General features: G+C 70.2%; 17 protein-coding genes and 1 pseudogene. 6 read left to right on the forward strand and 12 right to left on the reverse strand.

The window, feature by feature from the left end; translation table 11 throughout:
- Positions 1-28: 28 nt before the first annotated feature.
- Positions 29-1,318: a glycoside hydrolase family 26 protein gene (locus tag LK06_RS10380; protein ID WP_043433613.1), complete on the reverse strand. Its 1,290-nt coding sequence runs from the start codon at positions 1,316-1,318 to the stop codon at positions 29-31.
- Between the two features lie 152 nt (positions 1,319-1,470).
- Here LK06_RS10380 and LK06_RS10385 point away from each other — a divergent pair, with 152 nt between their 5' ends.
- Positions 1,471-2,811, forward strand: a complete 1,341-nt coding sequence (locus LK06_RS10385) for a carboxylate--amine ligase (protein ID WP_043433614.1) — start codon at positions 1,471-1,473, stop codon at positions 2,809-2,811.
- Positions 2,811-4,067 (forward strand): FAD-dependent oxidoreductase, encoded by a 1,257-nt coding sequence (locus LK06_RS10390; RefSeq protein ID WP_039649699.1) that lies wholly within the window; start codon positions 2,811-2,813, stop codon positions 4,065-4,067. The genes LK06_RS10385 and LK06_RS10390 overlap by 1 nt, the downstream gene beginning before the upstream one ends.
- Before the next feature lie 52 nt (positions 4,068-4,119).
- Here the strand turns inward: LK06_RS10390 and LK06_RS10395 are convergent, their stop codons facing one another.
- The 3 genes from LK06_RS10395 to LK06_RS10405 form a co-directional block, all read right to left on the reverse strand.
- Positions 4,120-5,028, reverse strand: coding sequence for a chaplin (locus tag LK06_RS10395; RefSeq protein WP_086083263.1), 909 nt, complete (start codon positions 5,026-5,028; stop codon positions 4,120-4,122).
- A gap of 120 nt (positions 5,029-5,148) precedes the next feature.
- Positions 5,149-5,376, reverse strand: a complete 228-nt coding sequence (gene chpD, locus LK06_RS10400; RefSeq protein WP_039649703.1) for a chaplin ChpD — start codon at positions 5,374-5,376, stop codon at positions 5,149-5,151.
- A 293-nt stretch (positions 5,377-5,669) separates the two neighbouring features.
- Complete coding sequence (locus LK06_RS10405) at positions 5,670-6,080, reverse strand: rodlin (protein ID WP_039649705.1); 411 nt, start codon at positions 6,078-6,080, stop codon at positions 5,670-5,672.
- Between the two features lie 260 nt (positions 6,081-6,340).
- On the opposite strand from LK06_RS10405, the gene LK06_RS10410 reads away from it, so the two are divergent.
- Together LK06_RS10410 and LK06_RS10415 are read left to right on the forward strand one after the other, a co-directional pair.
- On the forward strand, positions 6,341-6,751 hold the full coding sequence (locus tag LK06_RS10410) for a rodlin (protein WP_039649707.1): 411 nt from the start codon (positions 6,341-6,343) through the stop codon (positions 6,749-6,751).
- Between the two features lie 237 nt (positions 6,752-6,988).
- Positions 6,989-7,396, forward strand: coding sequence for a rodlin (locus LK06_RS10415; protein ID WP_039649709.1), 408 nt, complete (start codon positions 6,989-6,991; stop codon positions 7,394-7,396).
- A 267-nt stretch (positions 7,397-7,663) separates the two neighbouring features.
- Here the strand turns inward: LK06_RS10415 and LK06_RS10420 are convergent, their stop codons facing one another.
- The 8 genes from LK06_RS10420 to iolC all read right to left on the reverse strand — a co-directional run bounded on the left by LK06_RS10420 (position 7,664) and on the right by iolC (position 19,748).
- On the reverse strand, positions 7,664-8,527 hold the full coding sequence (locus LK06_RS10420) for an ABC transporter permease (RefSeq protein ID WP_039649715.1): 864 nt from the start codon (positions 8,525-8,527) through the stop codon (positions 7,664-7,666).
- On the reverse strand, positions 8,524-11,184 hold the full coding sequence (locus LK06_RS10425; RefSeq protein ID WP_039649717.1) for a CocE/NonD family hydrolase: 2,661 nt from the start codon (positions 11,182-11,184) through the stop codon (positions 8,524-8,526). The genes LK06_RS10420 and LK06_RS10425 overlap by 4 nt, the downstream gene beginning before the upstream one ends.
- A 279-nt stretch (positions 11,185-11,463) precedes the next feature.
- Positions 11,464-12,855 carry an APC family permease gene (locus tag LK06_RS10430; RefSeq protein ID WP_039649720.1) on the reverse strand — a complete coding sequence of 464 codons (1,392 nt, stop codon included), beginning with the start codon at positions 12,853-12,855 and terminating at the stop codon, positions 11,464-11,466.
- Between the two features lie 765 nt (positions 12,856-13,620).
- Positions 13,621-15,123 (reverse strand): CoA-acylating methylmalonate-semialdehyde dehydrogenase, encoded by a 1,503-nt coding sequence (gene mmsA / locus LK06_RS10440; RefSeq protein ID WP_039649725.1) that lies wholly within the window; start codon positions 15,121-15,123, stop codon positions 13,621-13,623.
- A 15-nt stretch (positions 15,124-15,138) separates the two neighbouring features.
- Entirely contained in the window at positions 15,139-17,025 is a 1,887-nt protein-coding gene (iolD, locus tag LK06_RS10445) for a 3D-(3,5/4)-trihydroxycyclohexane-1,2-dione acylhydrolase (decyclizing) (RefSeq protein WP_039649727.1), read from the reverse strand.
- On the reverse strand, positions 17,022-17,846 hold the full coding sequence (gene iolB, locus LK06_RS10450) for a 5-deoxy-glucuronate isomerase (RefSeq protein ID WP_043409217.1): 825 nt from the start codon (positions 17,844-17,846) through the stop codon (positions 17,022-17,024). The genes iolD and iolB overlap by 4 nt, the downstream gene beginning before the upstream one ends.
- Before the next feature lie 7 nt (positions 17,847-17,853).
- Positions 17,854-18,738: a Cgl0159 family (beta/alpha)8-fold protein gene (locus tag LK06_RS10455; protein WP_039649785.1), complete on the reverse strand. Its 885-nt coding sequence runs from the start codon at positions 18,736-18,738 to the stop codon at positions 17,854-17,856.
- A 59-nt stretch (positions 18,739-18,797) separates the two neighbouring features.
- Entirely contained in the window at positions 18,798-19,748 is a 951-nt protein-coding gene (gene iolC / locus LK06_RS10460; RefSeq protein WP_039649731.1) for a 5-dehydro-2-deoxygluconokinase, read from the reverse strand.
- A gap of 594 nt (positions 19,749-20,342) precedes the next feature.
- Here iolC and LK06_RS10465 point away from each other — a divergent pair.
- Complete coding sequence (locus LK06_RS10465) at positions 20,343-20,543, forward strand: helix-turn-helix transcriptional regulator (protein ID WP_039649733.1); 201 nt, start codon at positions 20,343-20,345, stop codon at positions 20,541-20,543.
- Between the two features lie 215 nt (positions 20,544-20,758).
- Positions 20,759-21,122: pseudogene (locus LK06_RS10470) on the forward strand (helix-turn-helix domain-containing protein); the annotation flags it as partial.
- Positions 21,123-21,294 lie beyond the last annotated feature (172 nt).

A 21,294-nucleotide genomic window follows, 5' to 3' on the forward strand; every position in this document is an offset into this window, starting at 1 on the left:
CCACGGCGCAGGACTTTCGAAACGCCCCCTAGCGGCTCCGCGACCACCAGTCGAATCGGATGCAGAGCTTGCCACCGAGCCAGTACTCGACCCAGTCGCCGAGGTCCAGCGGCGAGCAGTGGGCCGGAGGCTCCTGGGGCGGCTTCGGGTTCGGGGTGGGTGTGACGGGCGGCGTGGTTGCCGGAGCCGGCTGATCGGTCAGGCCGTACAGGGCTGCCCGGTAGACCCTCGACGACCTGGGGTTGTCGGTGCACTGCCATACGCCGTGTGGGCAGTAGTCGGTCAGCGTGTTGTACAGCGGTTTGTGTTCGTCGAACCAGGCGAGCATGTGTTTCATGTATTCCGCGTCGTCACCATTGCGAAAGAGCCCCCATTCCGGATAGGAAATGGGTTTGCCGTGGGCTTTCGCGAAATCTACGTGCTGCTGGAGGCCGTAAGGCTCTTTCACCTGCTCATCGAACGACTCTCCCGTCGGCTGGTCGTAGGAGTCCATGCCGATGATGTCGACCGTGTCGTCACCCGGATAGCACTCGGTCCAGGGCACGGCGTCCCGGCCGCGGCTCGGTGCGAAATCGAACCGAAACTTCTGGCCCGGCACCGAACGCATGGTGGTGACGATCCTCCTCCAATACTTCTTCCAGTTCTCCGGATCCGGACCGCAGCGATGGGTGTACGTGGTGCCGTTCATCTCCCAGCCGAGCACGATCACCGTGTCCGGGACCTTCAACTCCACCAGCCGCTCGGCCAGAGCCTTGAAGTGAGGGTCGAACGCGCCGGCCGCACCCTGCCGCAGCAACGACCGCACCTGACCGTCGGGAACGTTCTCCTCGTTGCGTTCCTGCATCGGCACGTTGAGGACCAGCATCCGGTCCACCTGCTCGCGCCGCCAGTGAGCCCATACGTCCAGGAAGCCGGGTGGGCCCTCGATGTCACGCCAGCGGCCACCGGGCAGGTAGGTGTGGGCGACCTTCAGCTCGGTCCCGCCGAGCCAGTGGCTCAGCTCGGCCATGCGCGCGACCCCGCGCGGCCCGGAGTCGAGGAAGGCCCCGAACGGCGGAACCGTCTTGGCTCCCACCGGGGACACCGGGGACAGTGCCTGGCCGCTCGGGACCGGGGCCACCGGAGCGGCCGAAGTCACCGGAGGTACCACGCCGACCGGTTTCTGGGTCGTCGGCGTGGGAGTGGGGGGATCGGAGACCCGCACCACTCCCGGGCCGGCGGCGAAGCCAGGTCCGACCGCCAGGATGACCGTCGCGGCGACCGCCACCGCGATGACAGCCAGCCGTCGGGACCGAGCCCTGCGCTGCTGTGGAGCCATGCCCGCTCCTCTCTCCACTCGCCCATCGGAGTCCAGGAAATACCTGGCTACTGACACTCAGTCATATCAATATGAATTTCGCCAGTGCGGTTACGGCTTTCAGGTGGCCTTCACCCTCGCACGAGCGAACGGATGAGAAGGAAGAAATCGTCGTGTCGCTGCTGGACAATCGTGTCCCCGCAGTTCTGCTACGCATCGATCGGAATCCATTCCACCACGGCACCCTGGGCGCCGTGCGCTCGCTTGGCAGAGCGGGGGTGGAGGTGCACGTCGTCGCCGACTCCGCGGGAAGCCCCCTGCACAGGTCCCGTTTCGTGCGCCAGTTGCATCCGCCACCGCGCCCCGGCGCCTCCCCTGATGAGATCGCGGCAACGTTGCTTCACGTGGCGGCCCGCTTCCCGCGCCCTGCGGTGCTGCTCCCGATGGACGACGCGAGCGCCGTCACCGTCAGCCGACTGCGTGCGGTGCTGGCCCCCGCCTATCTGCTGCCACAGCAGCCCGAGGCGCTACCGGAACGCGTGGCGGACAAGGCAGAACTGGCCCGGATCTGCGCCGCCGCCGGTGTTCCGCATCCAGTGACCCTGGTCCCGGACAGCGCCGAGGAGGCCGCGGCTGCCACCTGGCGGTTGGGGCCTCCGGTGGTGGCCAAGTGGAGCCGGCCCTGGCTGGTGCCGGGCGGCTGCGGACTGCGTTCGACGATGGTGGTGCGCTCGGCCGGGGAAGCACGGCAGCTGTACCGGCGCGCCGGGGAGGCGGGCAGCAGACTGCTGCTCCAGGCCTTCCTGCCGCCCGGACCGGACCGCGACTGGTTCTTCCACGGATATGCCGACCGCACCGGTGCCGTCCGGGCCGGCGGCCCCGGACGCAAACACCAGGCCTGGCCGCGCGGGGCAGGTCTGACGGCGGTCGGCCAGTGGACGCCCAACCCGCACGTGCAGGCGCTGGCCGAGCGACTCACCGACGAGTTGGGCTACCGGGGCATCTTCGACCTGGACTTCCGCCGCTGCGGCAGTACCGGCCGCTACCACCTGCTCGACTTCAACCCGCGTCCCGGCGCCCAATTCCGGCTGTTCACCGACAGCGCGGGCCTGGACGTGGTGCGAGCGCAGCACCTGGACCTGACGCTCCGTCCACTGCCGGACGGGGTTCCGCTGCCCGGTCGGGAGTTCGTGGTGGAGAACTACGCTCCGCTGGCCGCGCTGCGCCCCGCGCCCCAGGGACGGGAACTGGCCTGGCACGCGACGGACGACCGGGCGCCGGGTCGGGCGATGTGGGCCCTGTGGGGCCGGCACGCTGCGGGCCGGCTCGCCGCGCGGCTGCGCCACCGGGCGGCCGCCACACCTGCGGCACCGACCCGCCTGGTGCACCAGGGGGGTGCCCAGGACGACCTCTCCCACGACCGGCCGACAGCCTTGTCGGCAGCCCTGCCGACAACCCTGCCGGAGGACTTCCCCGACGACTTGCACGACGACCAGAAAGCGAGCAGTTGCTGATGTACGACCTCCTGGTGGTGGGCGCGGGCCCGTACGGCCTGTCCATCGCGTCACACGCCGCGACGGCCGGGCTGAACGTCCACGTCCTCGGGCGGCCCATGGATTCCTGGCGCGACCACATGCCCCGCGGCATGTTCCTCAAGTCGGAACCGTGGGCCTCCAACCTCTCCGATCCCGAGGGCCGTTGGCGGCTCGACGTCTTCTGCGCCTTTCGCGGCATGACGGCCCGGCACGCTGAACCGATTCCGCTGGAGGTGTTCACCGAGTACGGCCTGTGGTTCGCCCACAACGCCGTGCCCACGGTCGACGAGCGGACGGTGGTCCGGGTGGCACCCCGCACCGGCGGTTTCGAGGCCGTCACCGAGGACGGGGAGACGCTGTCCGCGAAGACGGTCGTGCTGGCCGTGGGCGCGCTGCCGTTCGCCGTGGTCCCGGCCTCACTACGCCACCTGCCCCCGACCCTGGTCTCACACAGCAGCCACCACGCTGACCTGGACCAGTTCCGTGACCAGGACGTCACTGTGATCGGCGGCGGCCAGGCGGCCCTGGAGACGGCCGCGCTCCTTCGGGAACAGGGCACCCGAACACGGGTGCTCGTCCGCGAAGACCGACTCCGCTGGAACGACGTGCCACCGCCTTGCCATCGCCCCTGGTGGCGCGCGGCCCGCAGCCCGCACAGCGGCTTGGGCCCCGGTTGGCGGAACTGGTTCTACTCCGAGCGTCCCGACCTGTACCGACGGCTGCCGGAGCGGACCCGGACCAGGATCGCAGCCGAAGCACTCGGTCCGGCGGGCGCCTGGTGGGTGCGCGAGCGGGTGGAGCGGCAGGTGGAGGTGCTGCTCGACCGGGAAGTCGTGACGGCGTGTGAAGTGCCGAACGGGCTGCGCCTGGAGGCTGCGGGGCGCCGAGGTGGAACCCGGGTGTGGGAGACCGAGCACGTCATCGCGGCCACCGGCTTCCGTGCCTCCGGCGACCGGCTGTCTCTGCTCTGCCCCGAGCTGCGAGCGCTACTGGCAACGGGCACCGACGGGGCACCCGAGGTGGGGGTGGAGTTCGAGTCGTCGTACCCCGGCCTGTTCCTGGCCGGTCTGGCCACGGCCGCGAGCTTCGGTCCGGCGATGCGGTTCGTGCACGGCGCGACCTTCACCGCGGGCACGCTGGTCCGCGGCGTACGGCGGCGGCTGCGCACAGGGCCGGCCGACTGGCGTATCCCGGCTGGCCGGCGTGGCGAGGCTGCGGTAGCGGTACGCCGTTAAAAAATGCCGTGGGGCGGCGGGGTGCCGGGCGCTCGGTCCGGCACCCGGCGCACTACCTACGGGCGGCGGTACGGCCGCGACGGTACAGGATCGCCCCGGCCGCGATCAGCACGGCACTGGCGGCCGAGGTCGCGAGCATCGCCTGGGACTCACCACCCGTGTGCGGAAGGCTGGGCGGGGAGCCCGGGTGGTGGTGCCCGCCGCCCCCGCCACCAGGCGGAGCGGTCTCGCCACCACCGGGAGGCGTGCTCTGACCACCACCAGGCGGAGTCGTCCCACCACCACCAGGAGGCGTGCTCTGACCACCACCAGGCGGAGTCGTCCCACCACCACCAGGAGGCGTGCTCTGACCACCACCAGGCGGAGTCGTCCCACCACCACCAGGAGGCGTGCTCTGACCACCACCAGGCGGAGTCGTCCCACCACCACCAGGAGGCGTGCTCTGACCACCACCAGGCGGAGTCGTCCCACCACCACCAGGAGGCGTGCTCTGACCACCACCAGGCGGAGTCGTCCCACCACCACCAGGAGGCGTGCTCTGACCACCACCAGGCGGAGTCGTCCCACCACCACCGTAAGGAGGAGGGGTGGGGTGATGGCCACCGGAGCCCGGATGGTCTCCGTAACCGCCGGAGTCTCCGTAACCGGAGTCGTCGGAGTCGTCCGAGTCACGGTGCTGGCCACGGTAGGGGTTACCCCAGTGTCCACTCGGAACGTATTGGTTGGCACAGGAGTTGCCGAAGGCCGGGTTCAACGCGGCCGCCGCATCGACGGAGTTGCCGCAGATGTTGACCGGAATGTTCACCGGGGCCTGGATGTTGTTGCCGGACAGCACGCCGGGCGAGCCCTGGGCGGCGCCGTGCGCGTGGGAGTCGGCGAGTGCGGCGCTGGCGCTATACAACGACAGCACGCCGGTCGCGGCAGCGGCCACGACCATGCCCTTACTGAGGGTCTGTCGCAATCTCGTTGTCTTCCTACTCGAAGATGCGGGAAGGCCGGCCCCGGAACGCAGGATCGACGGATCGATGGTCCGAGGCCGGCCAGAACGCAGCCTGTGAGCTGGTGCGTTGTTCGACGAACGTCAGTCGTTCACGCAGGTGTTGCCGAACGCCGGGTTCAGCAGACCGATGACGTCGATGCTGTTGCCGCAGACGTTGACCGGGATGTGGACCGGAACCTGGACCACGTTGCCGGAGAGGACGCCCGGGGAACCGACGGCGGCGCCCTCGGCCCCGGCGTCGGCGAAGGCGGGGGCCGCCCCGCCCAGCGCCAGGATCGCGCCAGCGACGACAGCAGCGCTCTTCTTCATAGACTTTCCCTTCTCTGCGGTCATGCCCCTATGACGGCCGAAACCGAGCGAGCACAGCTTGAACGGCTCGCACCATGACCGGCAGGCTGTAGAACGAGGGATAGACAGCCGAAGAAACTACGGAACGCGCGTCGCCCCTGAATTCACTCGAACGCCTTCAGAGAATTGACACGTTGGCGGATACGCTCGGCATACAACACAGAAACGCTTCTTCGAGAAGTGACAACCAAAGCCGCCCGGACGGCGGCACCGAATATCGGCACGCCGCCCGAGCGGTCCTGAACCGGCCTGCCTCAGTGGTTGGCCACGCCGTTGCCCGCCAGGACGGAGATGTCGTCCAGGATGTGCGAGAGCGCCTCGTCATCCTTGGCCTGGGTCGAGTTCTCGGCGCACTGCTGGTTCTGCGGCGAGGACAGGACCGGGATGTCCTGGACGCCGACGTTGACGACCGCGAGAACCGACTGGACGTCCGCCTTCGCCGGCAGGCCGACACAGAGCTTGTTCACGGAGCTCTGCACCAGCGTGGCCTGCGGGCTCATGTCGCCGCTCGTCACGCTGTTGCCGAACGCCTGAGAGGCACCGTTGCCGCTGAACGACGTGGTGCCCGTGTCGTTGCCGATGGCAAGCGCCTGGGGGGCTGCCGCCGCCGACACACCGACGAAGGACGCGGCGACCGCCGCCGCGGCCATTGCCTTCTTCAGCATTTCGCTTTCCTTTCCTGGCTCCTCGCCAAGACGCACGTTCCTGCCCTCGCATCAACCGGAACAGCGCGGATTGGTTGCGGGGCATCACCCGATCGGATCGTTCGACGCGACGGAATCGGTGGAATTCAAGCACCGGCGCCCGAGCCCGCCGCGCGCCCCCCGATGGGCCATCAGAGTGAATCGGAGCAACTCGTCGATGCGATGGGCAGTTGAACCAGGACGCTCCGGTGGACGGGGTTTCTTCAGAAGGGAATGAGTAAGTGATCAAGAAGGTTCTGGCTTCCGCCGCGGTCGCCGCCTCTGTCGTCGGTGCTTCCGCCGCCGCCGCGTCGCCGGCCCTGGCCATCGGCAACGACACGGGCACCACCTCCTTCAGCGGCAACGGTGCCTCGCAGGCGTTCGGCAACTCGGCCACCTACGGCAACATGAGCCCGCAGATGGCCCTCATCCAGGGCTCGCTGAACAAGCCCTGCATCGGCCTGCCGGCGAAGCTCAACGCCCAGTCGCTGGTCGGCCTGGTCAACGTCGGCGTGCAGGACATCCCGATCCTGTCCTCGCCGCAGAACCAGCAGTGCACGGAGAACTCGACCCAGGCCAAGGGCGACGAGCCGCTCTCGCACATCCTGGACGACATCTCCGCCCTGTCCGGCAACGGCGCCGGCAACAGCTGAGCACCGCTGGCCCCTGACGGGCCTACGACGGGCCGCCGAACCCTTCGGCGGCCCGTCCGCCGTTTCCGGACCCGGGCCCACGGTGCCGCCCTTTCATCCCGGGCAACAGACGGCGCTTGTGCACTCATCACACTGCGCTGGTCCGAACGGGGCAAAGAGCGCAACCCCGGAGGGGTTCCCACCGTTGACGATCATGCAACTCCTCCCCGGAGTCCGCCTTTCGAAAGGGACAGAAACATGAAGAAGCTGTGGGCAACCGCGGCTGTTGCCGCCTCTGTCGCCGGTCTCGCCGGAGCGGCGGCCCCCCAGGCCCTCGCCATCGGTGACGACCACGGCACCACGTCGTTCAGCGGCAATGGCGCCTCGCAGGCGTTCGGCAACTCGGCCACCTTCGGCGACATGAGCCCGCAGCTCTCGCTGGTCCAGGGTTCGCTGAACAAGCCCTGCATCGGTCTGCCGGCGAAGGTCAACGCCCAGTCGATCCTTGCTCTGGTCAACGTCGGCGTGCAGGACATCCCGATCCTGTCCTCGCCGCAGAACCAGCAGTGCACGGAGAACTCGACCCAGGCCAAGGGCGACGAGCCGCTCTCGCACATCCTGGACGACATCTCCGCCCTGTCCGGCAACGGCGCCGGCAACGGCTGAGCAAGCCCTCCTCGGCGGCGGGTCACCGGTTCCTCCGGTGACCCGCCGCCGCTGCTTTCGACGGTATCGGCGGCCCTCCGTGACCAGTGGTGGATCCCACGGTGGCCTAGTGCCGCACCAGGCGACGTTCGCCCCGTCGCGACGCCCGGCACGCTCGCCGCACCGACCGAAAGCCCACGTACATCCCGTACGAGGACGTCCGGCCAGCACGCCGAAAACACCCACCGAACACCACTCCTTGACGGGCAAACGTCGCCTGCCGCGGCACTAGGAGACGATGTCCTTGCGCGCGAATCCCCGGAAGGCCAGCGCGAACAACACGAGGGCGTACGTGAGGGACAGTGCGGTGCCCTGGATCATGCCGGACCACTCGGGGTGTGGCTGGACGGCGTCGGCCCAGGCGAACTGCCAATGGGCGGGCAGGAAGTTCCGCCAGTGTCCGAGGGCGGTGACGGCGTCCAGCACGTTGCCGACGATGGTCAGGCCTACCGCGCCGCCGACCGCTCCCAACGGCGCGTCCGTCTTGGTCGACAGCCAGAACGCCAGCCCTGCGGTGACCAGTTGGGAGACGAAGATGTACGCCACCGTCAGCGCGAGCCGCTGTGCCGCCGTAGCGGTGTCCAGTGCGCCCCCGGTGGGGATCTGCAACGGGCCCCAGCCGTAGGCGGCCGTGCCGACGGCGAGGGCCACCACCGGCAGCAGCAACATCGCGGCCAGGCTCAGCCCGAGTGCCACGGCGAGCTTGGACAGCAGCAGCCGGGCGCGGGGCACAGGTGCGGCGAGCAGGTAGCGCAGGGAGGACCAGCCGGCCTCCGAGGCGACCGTGTCCCCGCAGAACAGGGCGACCGGGATGACGAGCAGGAAACCGGCCGAGACGAACAGGTTCACCGCGGCGAAGTTGGCGCCGGACGCGGTGGCCGTGTCCATCAGGGTGATCCGGTTGTTCCGGCCGCCGGGGTCGCCGCCCACGGCGAAGGCGATCAGCAGCACGAACGGCAGGGCGGCGAGGATCGCCCCCATGACCAGGGTGCGGCGCCGCTTGAGCTGGCGCACCAGCTCCACGCGCAGGGGCAGGGTGCGGCCCGCGCGGTAGCCGGACACCGCCCCGGTGCGTTCGGCGAACGTGCTCATGCGGAACCTCCGATCAGCGTGAGGAAGGCGTCTTCCAGGCGGCGGTGCGGGCCGACCGAGGTGACGGGCACCTCCAGCCGCACCAGGTCCACGACCAGCCGCTCGGCGGTGCCCGTGGGTTCGAGCCGGATCAGCACCCCGCCGTCGGTGCGCACCGCGGAGGCGACGCCGGGCAGGGCGGCCACCTTCTCCGCGACCGGGTCCGCCACCGGGGTGGCGGTGCCGACCAGCAGGGTGTCGCCGGCTCCCACGATCTCCCGTACCGGGCCCGCCTGGACCAATCGGCCGCGGTCCATCACCACCAGGTGGGTACAGGACTGCTCGACCTCGGCGAGGAGATGGCTGGAGACGATCACCGTACGGCCGCTGGCCGCGTAGCGGATCATCACCTCGCGCATCTCGCGGATCTGGGGCGGGTCGAGGCCGTTGGTGGGCTCGTCGAGAATGAGCAGGTCGGGCAGGCCGAGCATGGCCTGGGCAAGGGCGAGGCGCTGCCGCATGCCCTGGGAATAGGTGCGCACCGCGCGGGCGAGGGCGTCACCGAGTCCGGCGATCTCCAGGGCCTCGTCCAGGTGGGCGTCCTCAGGTGGGCGGCCGGTGGCCCGCCAGTACAGTTCCAGGTTCTCCTGGCCGGACAGGTGCGGGAGGAAGCCCGCGCCCTCTACGAATGCGCCGACCCGGGAGAGCACCGGCGCGCCGGGCCGGATCGCGTGGCCGAAGACGCGGATCTCGCCGTCGTCGGGCGTGATCAGGCCCATCAGCATGCGCAGGGTGGTGGTCTTGCCCGCGCCGTTCGGTCCGAGCAGGCCGAGTACCTGGCCCCTCTCCACCCGGAAGGACAACTCGCGCACCGCATACCGGTCGGCCGACCTGGCGTAACGCTTGCTCAAACCATCGATCACCAGGGGGACTTCGGTCAGCTCCGGGTCGGGCGCGGGGACGGCCCCCCGGCGACGGCCAGTCAGCAGCAGGGCGAGTGCACCCGCGGCGCCGGCAAGGGGCAGCCACCAGACCCAGGGGGGCAGGGGGGCCGCGGCGGTGGTGACCGCGGGAGCCGTCGGCACGCTCAGGTCCCCCTTGAGGGAGACGGTGTAGGTCGCCGGGGCAGCCGGTGAGGCGTAGCCGAGGTCGGTCGAGGAGAGGACCAGGCGGAGCCGGTGGCCCTTCTGCACCTCGTGGTCGATCGCCGGGAGGGTGACGGTGACGTCCCGGCCCGCCCTGGCACCGGTCACCCGGACCGGGGTGACGAGCTGGGACGGCAGGACCTGCCGAGTGCCGTCGGGGCCGACGTCGTAGACCTTGCCGAAGAGGACGGCGTCGGCGCTGGTGGAGGTGACGTGGACGGTGGCGGTCGGTGCGCCGGTGATCCGCAGATCGCGGGTGAGCGGCGCCGAGTCGAACCGCGCGTACTGGCCGGGGAAGTCGAGGGCGACGCCGACGCCGAGCGCGGACAGCTGGGCGAGGCCGCCGGAGCCGCCGAGGCCGGGCAGGGCGGAGACGCCGGGTGGGCTGGCGCCGGCCGGGTTGCTGACCCGCTGCTCGCCGCCGGTCAAAGGGAGGTCGCGCCGGTGGCCGTGCAGGCCGGGGTAGGAGCCGGCGCTCGCACCGCGCAACTGGGCGGCGCCGTTGGTGGAGTCGACGCCTCCGGTGCGGGTGATCCGGAACACCGGGCCGGTGCCGGTACTCCTGTCGCCCTTCAGGTACCGGTCGAACCACGCGTGTATGCGTGCCTGGATCCGGCCGGTCTCCAGGTCGCCGCCATCGTGTCCGCCCGCGATCCAGTCGACGTCCACGGGGGCGCCGTTGGCACGGATGGCCTTCTGGGCGGCATCGGACTGGGCGAGGGTGAACAGGGAGTCCGTCTGGCCCTGCACCAGCAGGGTGGGCACCTTGATGCGGTCACCGACGGCGGACGGTGAGCGTTCCTCCAGGAGTCTGCGGGCGCCGGCGTCGGGGGTGCCGGATTCGGCGACCCGGTCGTACATCCGGCACAGTGCGGGCTCGAAGTGGGAGCAGCCACCGCCGGTGTTGACGAAGATGCCGGCCCACAGCTTCTTGAACACGCCGTTCGGGAACAGGGCGTCCGCCAGATCCCAGTAGGTGACGGACGGGGCGATGGCGTCGACCCGGTGGTCGTATCCGGCGGCGAGGAGTGAGATCGCGCCGCCGTAGGAGCCGCCGGCCACGCCCACTCGCGGGTCGCCGGGTTTGTCGAGCCGGACCTGGGGCTGCTTCGCCAGCCAGTCGATGAGCCGGGACACATCGGCGACCTCACCCTTCGGATCGTTGAGCCCGATCTTCCCGGTGGACCTGCCGAAGCCGCGCGCGGACCAGGTCAGGACGGCGTACCCGTCCCGGGCGAGGTCCTCGGCCTGCTGCCGCATGTCATCCTTGCTGCCGCCGAAGCCGTGCGCCAGCAGGACGGCGGGGTGGCGGCCGGCGGTGGCCGGGGTGAAGAACGAGGTGTCCAAGTGCACACCGTCGACCGCCATGATCCGGTCGGTGCGGTGCACCTGCCGGGTGTCGTCGGAGGCGACGGCCGCCGTCCACGTCCCCGCGCCGGCGAGCGCCGCGGCGGCCGCCGCGGCGGCGACGAGCCGGCGCGGCCTGCGCGGCCGGCGCAGCAACGCCCGCAGCGCGGGCAGTCGAAGATCCATGCCTCAACGGTACGGGCCGCCACCGGCAACCGGTGCGGCTATCGGCCTGGACCGCGGCCCCTTCCGGGGACGTACGAGACGGCCCGGTGAACTTCGGGCGTGGTGGACGCAGCCGTGGCGAACGGGGCCGGAACCGCGGCCGGGGGCCAGGGCCGGGCCTGGAGTCGGGAGGTGAGAGGTAGGAGGTAGGAGGTAGGAGGTAGGAGGTAGGAGGCATTGCAGCCTCGGGCCCCGGAGGCGAAGGGTGCCGAGCGGTCCCGGGACTCCGGCGACCGGCCGTCAGGCCCGGGTGTCCTCGGGAACCGTCACCAGCCAGCGGGTGTCGCGGCGCGGGCGGAGGTAGAAGGCCCAGTAGAGGGTGGCGGCGGCGGTGATGCCGCCGGTCCACAGCAGGTAGGCCGTGTCCTGCTCCACGAGGATGTAGACGAGGACGATGATGAGCAGAACGGGTACCGCGGGCCAGAGCGGCATCCGCCATGCCTTCCGGGCGCCGTGCGACCCGCGCCGGGACAGCAGCGCGGCGATCGCGACCAGCAGGTAGAGGCCGGTGACGGCGACGCCGGTGACGCCGTAGAGGGTGTCCAGGTTGACGAAGCAGAGGAATGCGCCGGGGACGCCGACGACGAGCGTGGCGACCCAGGGGGAGCCGAACCGGCCGAGCTTGGCCAGGGAGTTGTTGACCGGTGATGGCCAGGCTTTGTCCCGGGCCGAGGCGAACAGCACGCGGGAGTTCTGGATCACCATGACGATACCGGCGTTGATGATCGCGAGGGCGACACAGAGGCTGACGAAGGTGCCGACGGCCGAGTTGCTCCAGGCGATGACCATGGTGCTGATGTCGCCGCCGGTCAGGGCCTGCAGGTCGTCGGCGCCCATGGTGATCGCGGCGACCGGGACCAGGATGACCACGCTGGAGATGGCCAGTGTCGCGAGGACCGTGCGGGCGACGTTGCGGCGCGGGTTCTCCAGTTCCTCGGAGAGGTAGACGGCGGTGGAGAAGCCCTGGGTGACGAAGAGCGCGATGGCGAGCCCGGAGACGACCATCATGGCCGTGACGATGTCCGGGTGGGCATGGGTACCGCCCACCTGCAGGGAACCGAGGCTGCTCGCGCCGCGGTGGGTGTGGGTGAAGCCCAGGACGGCGACGATGCCGGCCGCGACGACCTCCAGGACCAGGAAGATGCCGGTGATCCAGGCGTTGGCGCGCAGGTCCAGCAGGCCTGCGAGGGTGGCCGCGATCATCACTCCGGCGCCGGTCCAGGCCGGGTCCAGGTGGATGACCGGAGCCAGGTAGTCGGCGGTTCCCATCGCGATGACCGGGGGGACGATCAGCACGACCAGAAGCGACATCACGAAGGCCAGCCAGCCGGCGAGCCGCCCGGCCAGCGTGGAGACGATGGCGTACTCACCGCCCGCGCTGGGGATGAGGGTGCCCAGCTCCGAGTAGCAGAAGGCCACGGGAATGCAGAGCAGTGAACCGATGGCGATGCAGAGCGCCGTCGCCGTGCCGAGGCTGGAGAACAGATCGGGCACGATCACGAAGAGCGTGGAGGCGGGCGTGACGCAGGACAGCGTCAGCAAGGTGCCGCCGACGACGCCGATGGAACGCTTCAGCCCCGGTGCGGGGGCCGTCGCGGCGTCAACCACGGACTTCTGGAGCGTATCGGTCATACGGCGCTTCCGATCGATTCATGCGAATGTCGCGCGAAGGAGGGTGTGGTCGGGAGCGCTATCGCCTCCGGCGGATCGTCATACGTGCAGGTCGTCCGGCTCCCGGCGCTGCATAGCGAACCCCGACGAAAACCACCCCGTCAATGGCCGTTTACCTTCGGAATCCGCACCTCGGAAGTCACCTGCGCTGCCCCACTTTCCCAGGTTGATGCGCCGCACAGATCTATTCACGCAACCTTTAGCGAATCTGACCTTGCTTTCGAAGGCAAAAGCGCCATAACCCCTTCACCATCCCTTTCATGCCGCCTGCACGGGAATCGCAGTTGGGGCGTCGAAAAAAGTCACTACCGTCCGCTATCCGGACGCCAATCCGGCGCGTACATGCCAGCAATGTGGCGGGTCGGACGTCGGACGTTCGGCGCGAAGACCGTGATCGTGGACCTCGACGAGTCCGACGAGACGGCCACGGTGAAGCCACCCACCGCCACGGCCCCCGCTCGCAGCTCCGAACCGGTCGAGAAGCACCAGCGGGGCCGAGCACACCGGTGCCCCACCCTCCGGCGGGGCGGGTTCTATTGATCCCCGCAACACCCTGGAGTTCAGGGAGTTGCGGGGATCATGGATTTCGAGGTGCTGAAGGCGAGGTTCTTCGAGGCGCTGGACAAGGAGGACGGCAGCGTCACTGCTGCGGCTCGGGCGGTCGGAGTGAACCGCAACACGGCGTTCGGATGGACGCGTCGGGCCGGAGCACCGTGGTCTCCGGGGTCAGTTGTTGCGCGGGAACCCGAGGTCGACGCCGGCCGGGGCGTCGGCCGGGTCGGGCCAGCGGGTGGTGACGACCTTGCCGCGGGTGTAGAAGTGCGTGCCGTCGTTGCCGTAGATGTGGTGGTCGCCGAAGAGCGAGTCCTTCCAGCCGCCGAAGGAGTGGTATCCCACCGGCACCGGGATCGGCACGTTCACGCCGACCATGCCGGCCTCGATCTCCAGCTGGAAGCGGCGGGCGGCGCCACCGTCCCGGGTGAAGATGGCGGTGCCGTTGCCGAACGGCGAGGCGTTGATGAGCGCCACGCCCTCCTCGTAGGTGTCGACGCGCAGCACACACAGCACCGGGCCGAAGATCTCGTCCTGGTAGGCCTTGGCGCTGGTCGGCACCTTGTCCAGCAGTGAGATACCGATCCAGTGGCCGTCCTCGAAGCCCTCGACGGTGTGACCGGTGCCGTCCAGGACCACCTCGGCGCCCTCGCCGGCGGCACCGGAGACGTACGACGCGACCTTGTCGCGGTGTGCCCTGGTGATCAGCGGACCCATCTCGGACGCCGGGTCGTTGCCGGGACCGATCTTGATCTTCTCGGCGCGCTCACGGATCTTCTCCACCAACGTGTCGCCGATCGCGCCGACCGCGACGACGGCCGAGATCGCCATGCAGCGCTCGCCCGCGGAACCGTAGGCGGCCGAGACCGCCGCGTCCGCGGCCGCGTCCAGGTCCGCGTCCGGCAGCACCAGCATGTGGTTCTTGGCGCCGCCCAGGGCCTGCACCCGCTTGCCGTTGGCCGAGGCGGTGGTGTGGATGTAGCGGGCGATCGGCGTCGAGCCGACGAAGGAGACCGCCTTGACGTCCGGGTGCTCCAGCAGCCGGTCCACGGCCACCTTGTCACCGTGCACGACGTTGAAGACACCGTCCGGCAGACCGGCCTCGGCGAGCAGCTCGGCGATCTTGAGGGCGGCCGACGGGTCCTTCTCGCTCGGCTTCAGCACGAAGGTGTTGCCGCACGCGATGGCGATCGGGAACATCCACATCGGGACCATCGCCGGGAAGTTGAACGGCGTGATGCCCGCCACGACGCCGAGCGGCTGACGGATCGCGGCCACGTCGACCCGGCTGGCGACCTGCGTGGACAGCTCGCCCTTGAGCTGCACGTTGATGCCGCAGGCCAGGTCCACGATCTCCAGGCCGCGGGCGACCTCGCCGAGCGCGTCGGAGTGCACCTTGCCGTGCTCGGCGGTGATCAGCTCGGCGATGGCGTCCCGGTTGGCGTCCAGCAGTGCCCGGAACGTGAACAGGATCGAGGTCCGCTGGGCCAACGAGGACTGGCCCCAGGCCACGAAGGCGTCCTTGGCCGCCGCGACGGCCGCGTCCACCTCCTCGGCCGACGCGAACGCGACCTTCGTGGTGACCGCGCCGGTCGCGGGGTCGGTGACCGGCCCGTACGCACCCGACGCGCCTTCGACGGTCTTGCCGCCGATCCAGTGGTTGACGATCTTCGTCATGCCCTGAGACTCCTTCTACAGATGACGGCGCCGGGTCGAGACGTGCCGTTCGTACAGCTCACGTGCCGTGACCGCCGACGGTCGGGTCGCGGTCTCGGCCACAGGGACATCCCACCAGGCCTGCGCCGGAGGCGCGCCCGACACAGTGTCGGACGTTTCGGTCTCCACGTAGACACATGTGGGAGTGTCGGCGGTCCGCGCCTCGGCGAGCGCCGCACGCAGATCCCGTACGGTCTTCGCGCGCAGCACCCGCATGCCGAGGCTGGCCGCGTTGGCAGCGAGGTCCACGGGGAGCGGAGCACCGGTGAAGGTGCCGTCGGCGCGGGGGTAGCGGTAAGCGGTGCCGAACCGCTCACCGCCCACCGACTCCGACAGCCCGCCGATGGAGGCGTATCCGTGGTTCTGCACCAGAAGGATCTTGATCGCGATGCCCTCCTGCACGGCGGTCACGATCTCCGTCGGCATCATCAGGTACGTGCCGTCGCCCACCAACGCCCACACGTTCCGCTCGGGCGCGGCGAGCTGCACGCCGATCGCGGCGGGGATCTCGTAGCCCATGCAGGAATAGCCGTACTCCAGGTGGTACTGGTCACGGGACCGCGCCCGCCACAGTTTGTGCAGGTCGCCGGGGAGCGATCCGGCCGCGTTGATGATGATGTCCGACTCGTCCACCAGTGCGTCCAGGGCGCCGAGGACCTGCGGCTGGGTCGGCCGTACGTCGATCTCGTCGGCCTCGTAGCAGGCGTCGACGCGCTGCTCCCAGCGCTCCTTGTCCTCGGTGTACTCGGCGACGTACGACCGCGCCACCCGGTGGCCGTCCGCCCGCAGCGCCCCGGCCAACTGTTCCAGGCCGCCGCGGGCGTCGGCGACCAGCGGCAGCCCGGCCATCTTGTGGCCGTCGAAGGGGGCGATGTTGAGGTTGACGAAGCGGACGTCCGGATTCTCGAAGAGGGTGCCGGAGGCGGTGGTGAAATCGGTGTACCGGGTGCCCACACCGATCACCAGATCGGTGGTGCGGGCCAGTTCGTCGGCGGTCGCCGTGCCGGTGTGGCCGATCCCGCCGACGTCCTGCGGATGGTCGTGGCGCAAGGAGCCCTTGCCGGCCTGGGTGGAGGCGACCGGAATCCCGGTGGCCTCGGCGAACTCGGCGAGTGCCTCTTCCGCGCGACTGTGGTGCACCCCGCCGCCGGCGATGACCAGCGGACGGCGCGCCGTACGGATCGCCCGGACCGCGCCGGCCAGCTCGGCGGGGTCGGCGCCGGGCCGACGTACGGTCCACACGCGCTCGGCGAAGAACTCCGCCGGCCAGTCGTACGCCTCCGCCTGCACGTCCTGGGGCAGGGCGAGCGTGACGGCACCGGTTTCCACGGGGTCGGTGAGGACCCGCACGGCCTGCAACGCACTCGGGACCAGTTGCTCGGGGCGGGTGATCCGGTCGAAGTACTTCGACACCGGGCGAAGGGTGTCGTTGACCGAGACGTCGCCCGCGTACGGCACCTCCAGCTGCTGCAGGACCGGGTCGGCAGGGCGGGTGGCGAAGGCGTCCCCGGGCAGGAGCAGCACCGGCAGGTGGTTGACGGTCGCGAGGGCGGCACCGGTGACCAGGTTGGTCGCGCCCGGGCCGATCGACGTCGTCACCGCGTGCGCGGACAGGCGGCCCGACTGGCGGGCGTAGCCGACCGCCGCGTGCACCATGGCCTGCTCGTTGCGGCCCTGGTGGTACGGCATGGCGTCGGCGTACTCGAGCAGCGCCTGGCCGAGGCCGGCGACGTTGCCGTGCCCGAAGATGCCCCAGGTGGCGCCGATCAGCCGGTGCCGGTCGCCGTCCCGTTCGGTGTACTGGGCGGCGAGGAAGCGTACGAGTGCCTGCGCGACCGTGAGCCTCGTCGTCGAGGTGGTCATCGGTACCCCCCTGTGCTTTCTGTGTGGTCGGGGTGGAAGCGGATCCGCCATTCCCGTGTCTCGCCCGGCCCGGCCATCACGTTGAGGTAGTACATGTCGTGTCCGGGCTGGGCGATGGACGGCCCGTGCCAGCCGTCGGGGACGAGGACGGCGTCACCGGAGCGGACCTCGGCGAGGACGTCGCAGCCGCCCTCACGCGAGGGGAATACGCGCTGGTAGCCGAGACCGTTCGGGCCGTCGATCTCGAAGTAGTAGATCTCCTCCAGTGCGGACTCCTCGCCCGGCCGGTACTCGTCGTGCTTGTGCGGCGGGTAGGAGGACCAGTTGCCGCCGGGAGTGATCACCTCGACGGCGATCAGCCGGTCGCAGTCGAAGGCGTCGGCGGAGGCGAAGTTGCGTACGCGGCGGGCGCAGGTGCCGCTGCCGCGCTCTTCGACGGGGACCTCCGGCGCGGGGCCGTAGCGGGCGGGGAGTCGTCGCTCGCACTTCGCTCCTGCCAGGGCGAAGCGGCCTCCCGCGCCGGAGGCGATCTGGACCCGGGCGCCCCGGGGGGCGTACGCGAAGTCGGAGACGTCCGCGAACACACTCTCCCGGCCCAGGAGTTGGAACTCGTCGTCCTCAATTTGTACGGTACATCCGCCTTCCAGTGGAAGCACGATCCATTCGCTGTCCCCGGTGGTGAACGTATGCGTACCACCAGGTGTCAACGCGACCACCCGCAGGCTGCTGTGGGTCCACCCGGCGCGCTCGGGGCCGATGTCGACGACGTACCGGGCGTTCGCGGTGGCGCCCCTGGGCAGGTGCAGGTCATTGCTGGTCATGCGGCCCTCACAGCAGTCCTACGGCGGTGTCCACGGCGGCGGCCACGTCGCCGTCCGCCGGATACAGCAGCGAGCGGCCGACCACCAGGCCGCGCACGGTGGGCAGTTGCAGCGCGCCGCGCCACTTCTCGTAGGCGGCGACCTGATCCCCGGGCGAGTCGCCGATGTCGCCGCCGAGCAGCACGGCCGGCAGGGTGGAGGTCTCCATGACCCGCGCCATGTCGTCGGGGTTCTCGGTGACCGGCACCTTCAGCCAGGTGTAGGCCGAACTGCCGCCCAGGCCCGAGGCGATGGCGATGGACCTGGTGACCGCCTCGGCGGACAGGTCGTTGCGCAGTCTCCCCTGCGGGGTGCGCCGGCTGATGAACGGCTCCACGAAGACGGGCAGCCGGCGGGCGGCCATCGCGTCGATGGCGCGGGCGGTGGACTCCAGGGTGGTCAGGGAGCCCGGGTCGTCGTAGTCGACGCGCAGCAGCAGTTTGCCCGCGTCGAAGCCGAGGCGCTGGATGTCCTCGGGGCGGTGGCCGGTGAAGCGGTCGTCCAGTTCGAAGCGCGCGCCCTGCAGACCGCCGCGGTTCATGGAACCCATGACGACCTTGCCGTCGAGGGCGCCGAGCAGGAGCAGGTCGTCCAGGACGTCGGCGGTGGCGAGGACACCGTCGACACCCGGCCGGGAGAGCGCGAGACAGAGGCGTTCGAGCAGGTCGACACGGTTGGCCATGGCGAGCTTGCGGTCACCGACACCGAGGGCGCCGCGGGCCGGGTGGTCGGCGGCCACGATCATCAGCCGGCCGTTCTCGTTCAGCAGGGGCCTGCGGGCGCGGCGGGTGGCGGCCTCGGCGATCGCCTCGGGGTGCCGGGTACGGACGCGGACCAGTTCGGCGACGTCCACCCGGGGGTGCCGTACGCCGTCACCCCCGTGGGTGTGCGCGCCCACGACGCGACCCGCCCTCACCGCACCGCTCCGGCGTCGAGCGCGGCGGCCACCTCGTCCGGGGTGGGCATCGCGGAGGAGCACTCCAGACGGGAGGCGACGATGGCACCGGCCGCGTTGGCGTGCCGCATGACCGTCTCCAGGTCCCAGCCTTCGAGCAGGCCGTGGCAGAGGGAACCGCCGAAGGCGTCCCCAGCGCCGAGCCCGTTGAGGACCTCGACGGGCAGGGGCGGGACCTCGGCGGACTCGCCGTTCCGGTTGACGGCGAGTACGCCCCTGGGTCCCTGCTTCACCACGGCGGTCTCCACCCCGGCGTCCAGCAGGGCGCGCGCGGCGGCATGCGGCTCGCGCACCCCCGTCGCGACCTCCACCTCGTCCAGGTTGCCCACCGCAACGGTGACGTGGCGCAGGGCCTCGGCGTAGCAGGGGCGGGCGGATTCCGGGTCCTGCCAGAACATCGGCCGCCAGTCGAGGTCGAAGACGGTGATGCCGGACTTCGCGCGGTGGGCGAGGGCCGCGAGGGTCGCCGTACGGCTGGGCTCCTCGCTCAGGCCGGTGCCCGTCATCCAGAAGATCCGGGCCCGGCGAACGGCTTCCAGGTCCAGGTCACGGGCGTCGATCTCCAGGTCCGGAGCCTTGGGCTGGCGGTAGAAGTAGAGCGGGAAGTCGTCCGGCGGGAAGACCTCGCAGAAGGTGACCGGGGTGGGGAGCCCGGGGACCGCGGTGACCCAGCGGTCGTCGACGCCGAAGCCGCGCAGCGCCTCGTGCAGGTAGGTGCCGAACGGGTCGTCTCCGGTGCGGGTGATCACAGCGGTGTCCCGGCCCAGCCGGGCCGCGGCGACCGCGACGTTCGTCGCCGACCCGCCGAGGAACTTGCCGAAGGACGACACCTGGGCGAGTGGGACACCGGTCTGCAGCGGGTAGAGGTCCACCCCGATCCGCCCCATGGTGATCAGGTCGTAGGCCATCGGCTTCCCTTCGTCACGGCTCTCCCCGGCTTTCTAGTCCCGTGCGCCGAACCCTGTCAATATTTTGTCCGGACATTCGGACTAGTGAGAACGCCTGCCGTCGCCACACCCACACCACACCCCGCGCGTGCGGCCGTGACGCCTTCGCCACTCTCCCCTCACCCAGCTTCACCCAGCTTCACCCACCTTCCTCCGCCCTTACCCACACCTTCCCGCATCCGACCCGGATCGTCGTCCGGCCCCCGTGGGGGCGCGTGGCGCCCGGCTCCGCGCACCCCAGTTCCGCACCCCGAACTCCGGGTGGACCACTGGTGGGGTGCGCGGCTACCGGGGCAGCGACCAGCGGGGATGCGACGGCTGACACGGGCGCCGGACACCCACCAGTTGTGCGTCAGCTGTGTCACAAATACCCCCGTCATGTCACACATGTCATGGATACGCGGGTTCTGGGTCACACCCGGTCAACAGGCACTGGCTCCTGGTCACTCTGCGTCGTTCACCGGGCACAGGCTTGGTGATCGCCAGCGCAGCGCCCGGCTCCCCCGACGACCATCCCCCGGTCGCCGCCGCGGCGCGCGCAGGGAGGTGCAACTCATGACCGACCGAAGGCTCTGGACCTACAAGGAGATCGCGGCACACATCCGGGTGCAGCCGGACACCGTACGGTCCTATCGCAAGCACGGACTGCTCCCAGCGCCCGACCACGTGGAGGGCGGCAAGCCCTACTGGTACGCCGACACCATCCGAGCCTGGGTCGCCTCCCGGCCCGGCAATCGCGGTCGCCGGCTCGACTGAGAGTCCGACAGCGCCTGGGCACCCCTTGCCCGAACTGGGGCCAGCACCAGGACTGCGATCGGGGCCGGGACTGGAACCGGCTGGTCAGTGAGCGTTTTCAGCGTGGCCACGGATCGGGTGACGGGGCGGTGTGAGGTCGGGGTGCGTAACGGACAGGGCTCCCGTGCCGTTGAGGGAGGTGTTCGACGTCTCAACTCAGCAGCACAGGAGCTCTGTTGGCTCCGCATCCTCCGCATCCTGCCGCACTCGACCTGCCCCATGCCTTGGTCGAGTGGGTGTCGAGTGGGTCACGATGCTCATCGTGACCCACGGGGGTGACCGGCGGTGCAAGCTCCCGCCGCACAGCGGGCGCTTGTCGCCCTGGTGCACCTGCGTCGCCACGACACCCTCACCCGGATCGCGTCCGGCTTCGGAACACCCGGCCCGTCGGCACCGCCCACGCGTACGTCACTCCGGTGATGGGCCTGCTCGCCGACCGGGCCCCTGGCCTGCTCAAGACACTGCGCGAACATGATCCGGAGTTCGTCCTGCTGGACGGGGCCCTCGCCGAGTGCGCCCGCGCAGGCGACAATTCGGCAAACAAAGCCTACGGGCTCTTCAAGCACTCCCTCTGGGCGTCCGGCGCCAATGCTGGCTGCACACGCGGCATCGATGCCCCAGAGGCTCAGGGCTTCGGCGTAGTCGGACGGCGTCTGTTTTGTGATCATGCGAGTCCGAGGAGGGTGAGGGGGCGGTGCGGGTCGCGGGCGGT

The organism is Streptomyces pluripotens, from assembly GCF_000802245.2.
Taxonomy (GTDB): Bacteria; Actinomycetota; Actinomycetes; order Streptomycetales; family Streptomycetaceae; genus Streptomyces; species Streptomyces pluripotens.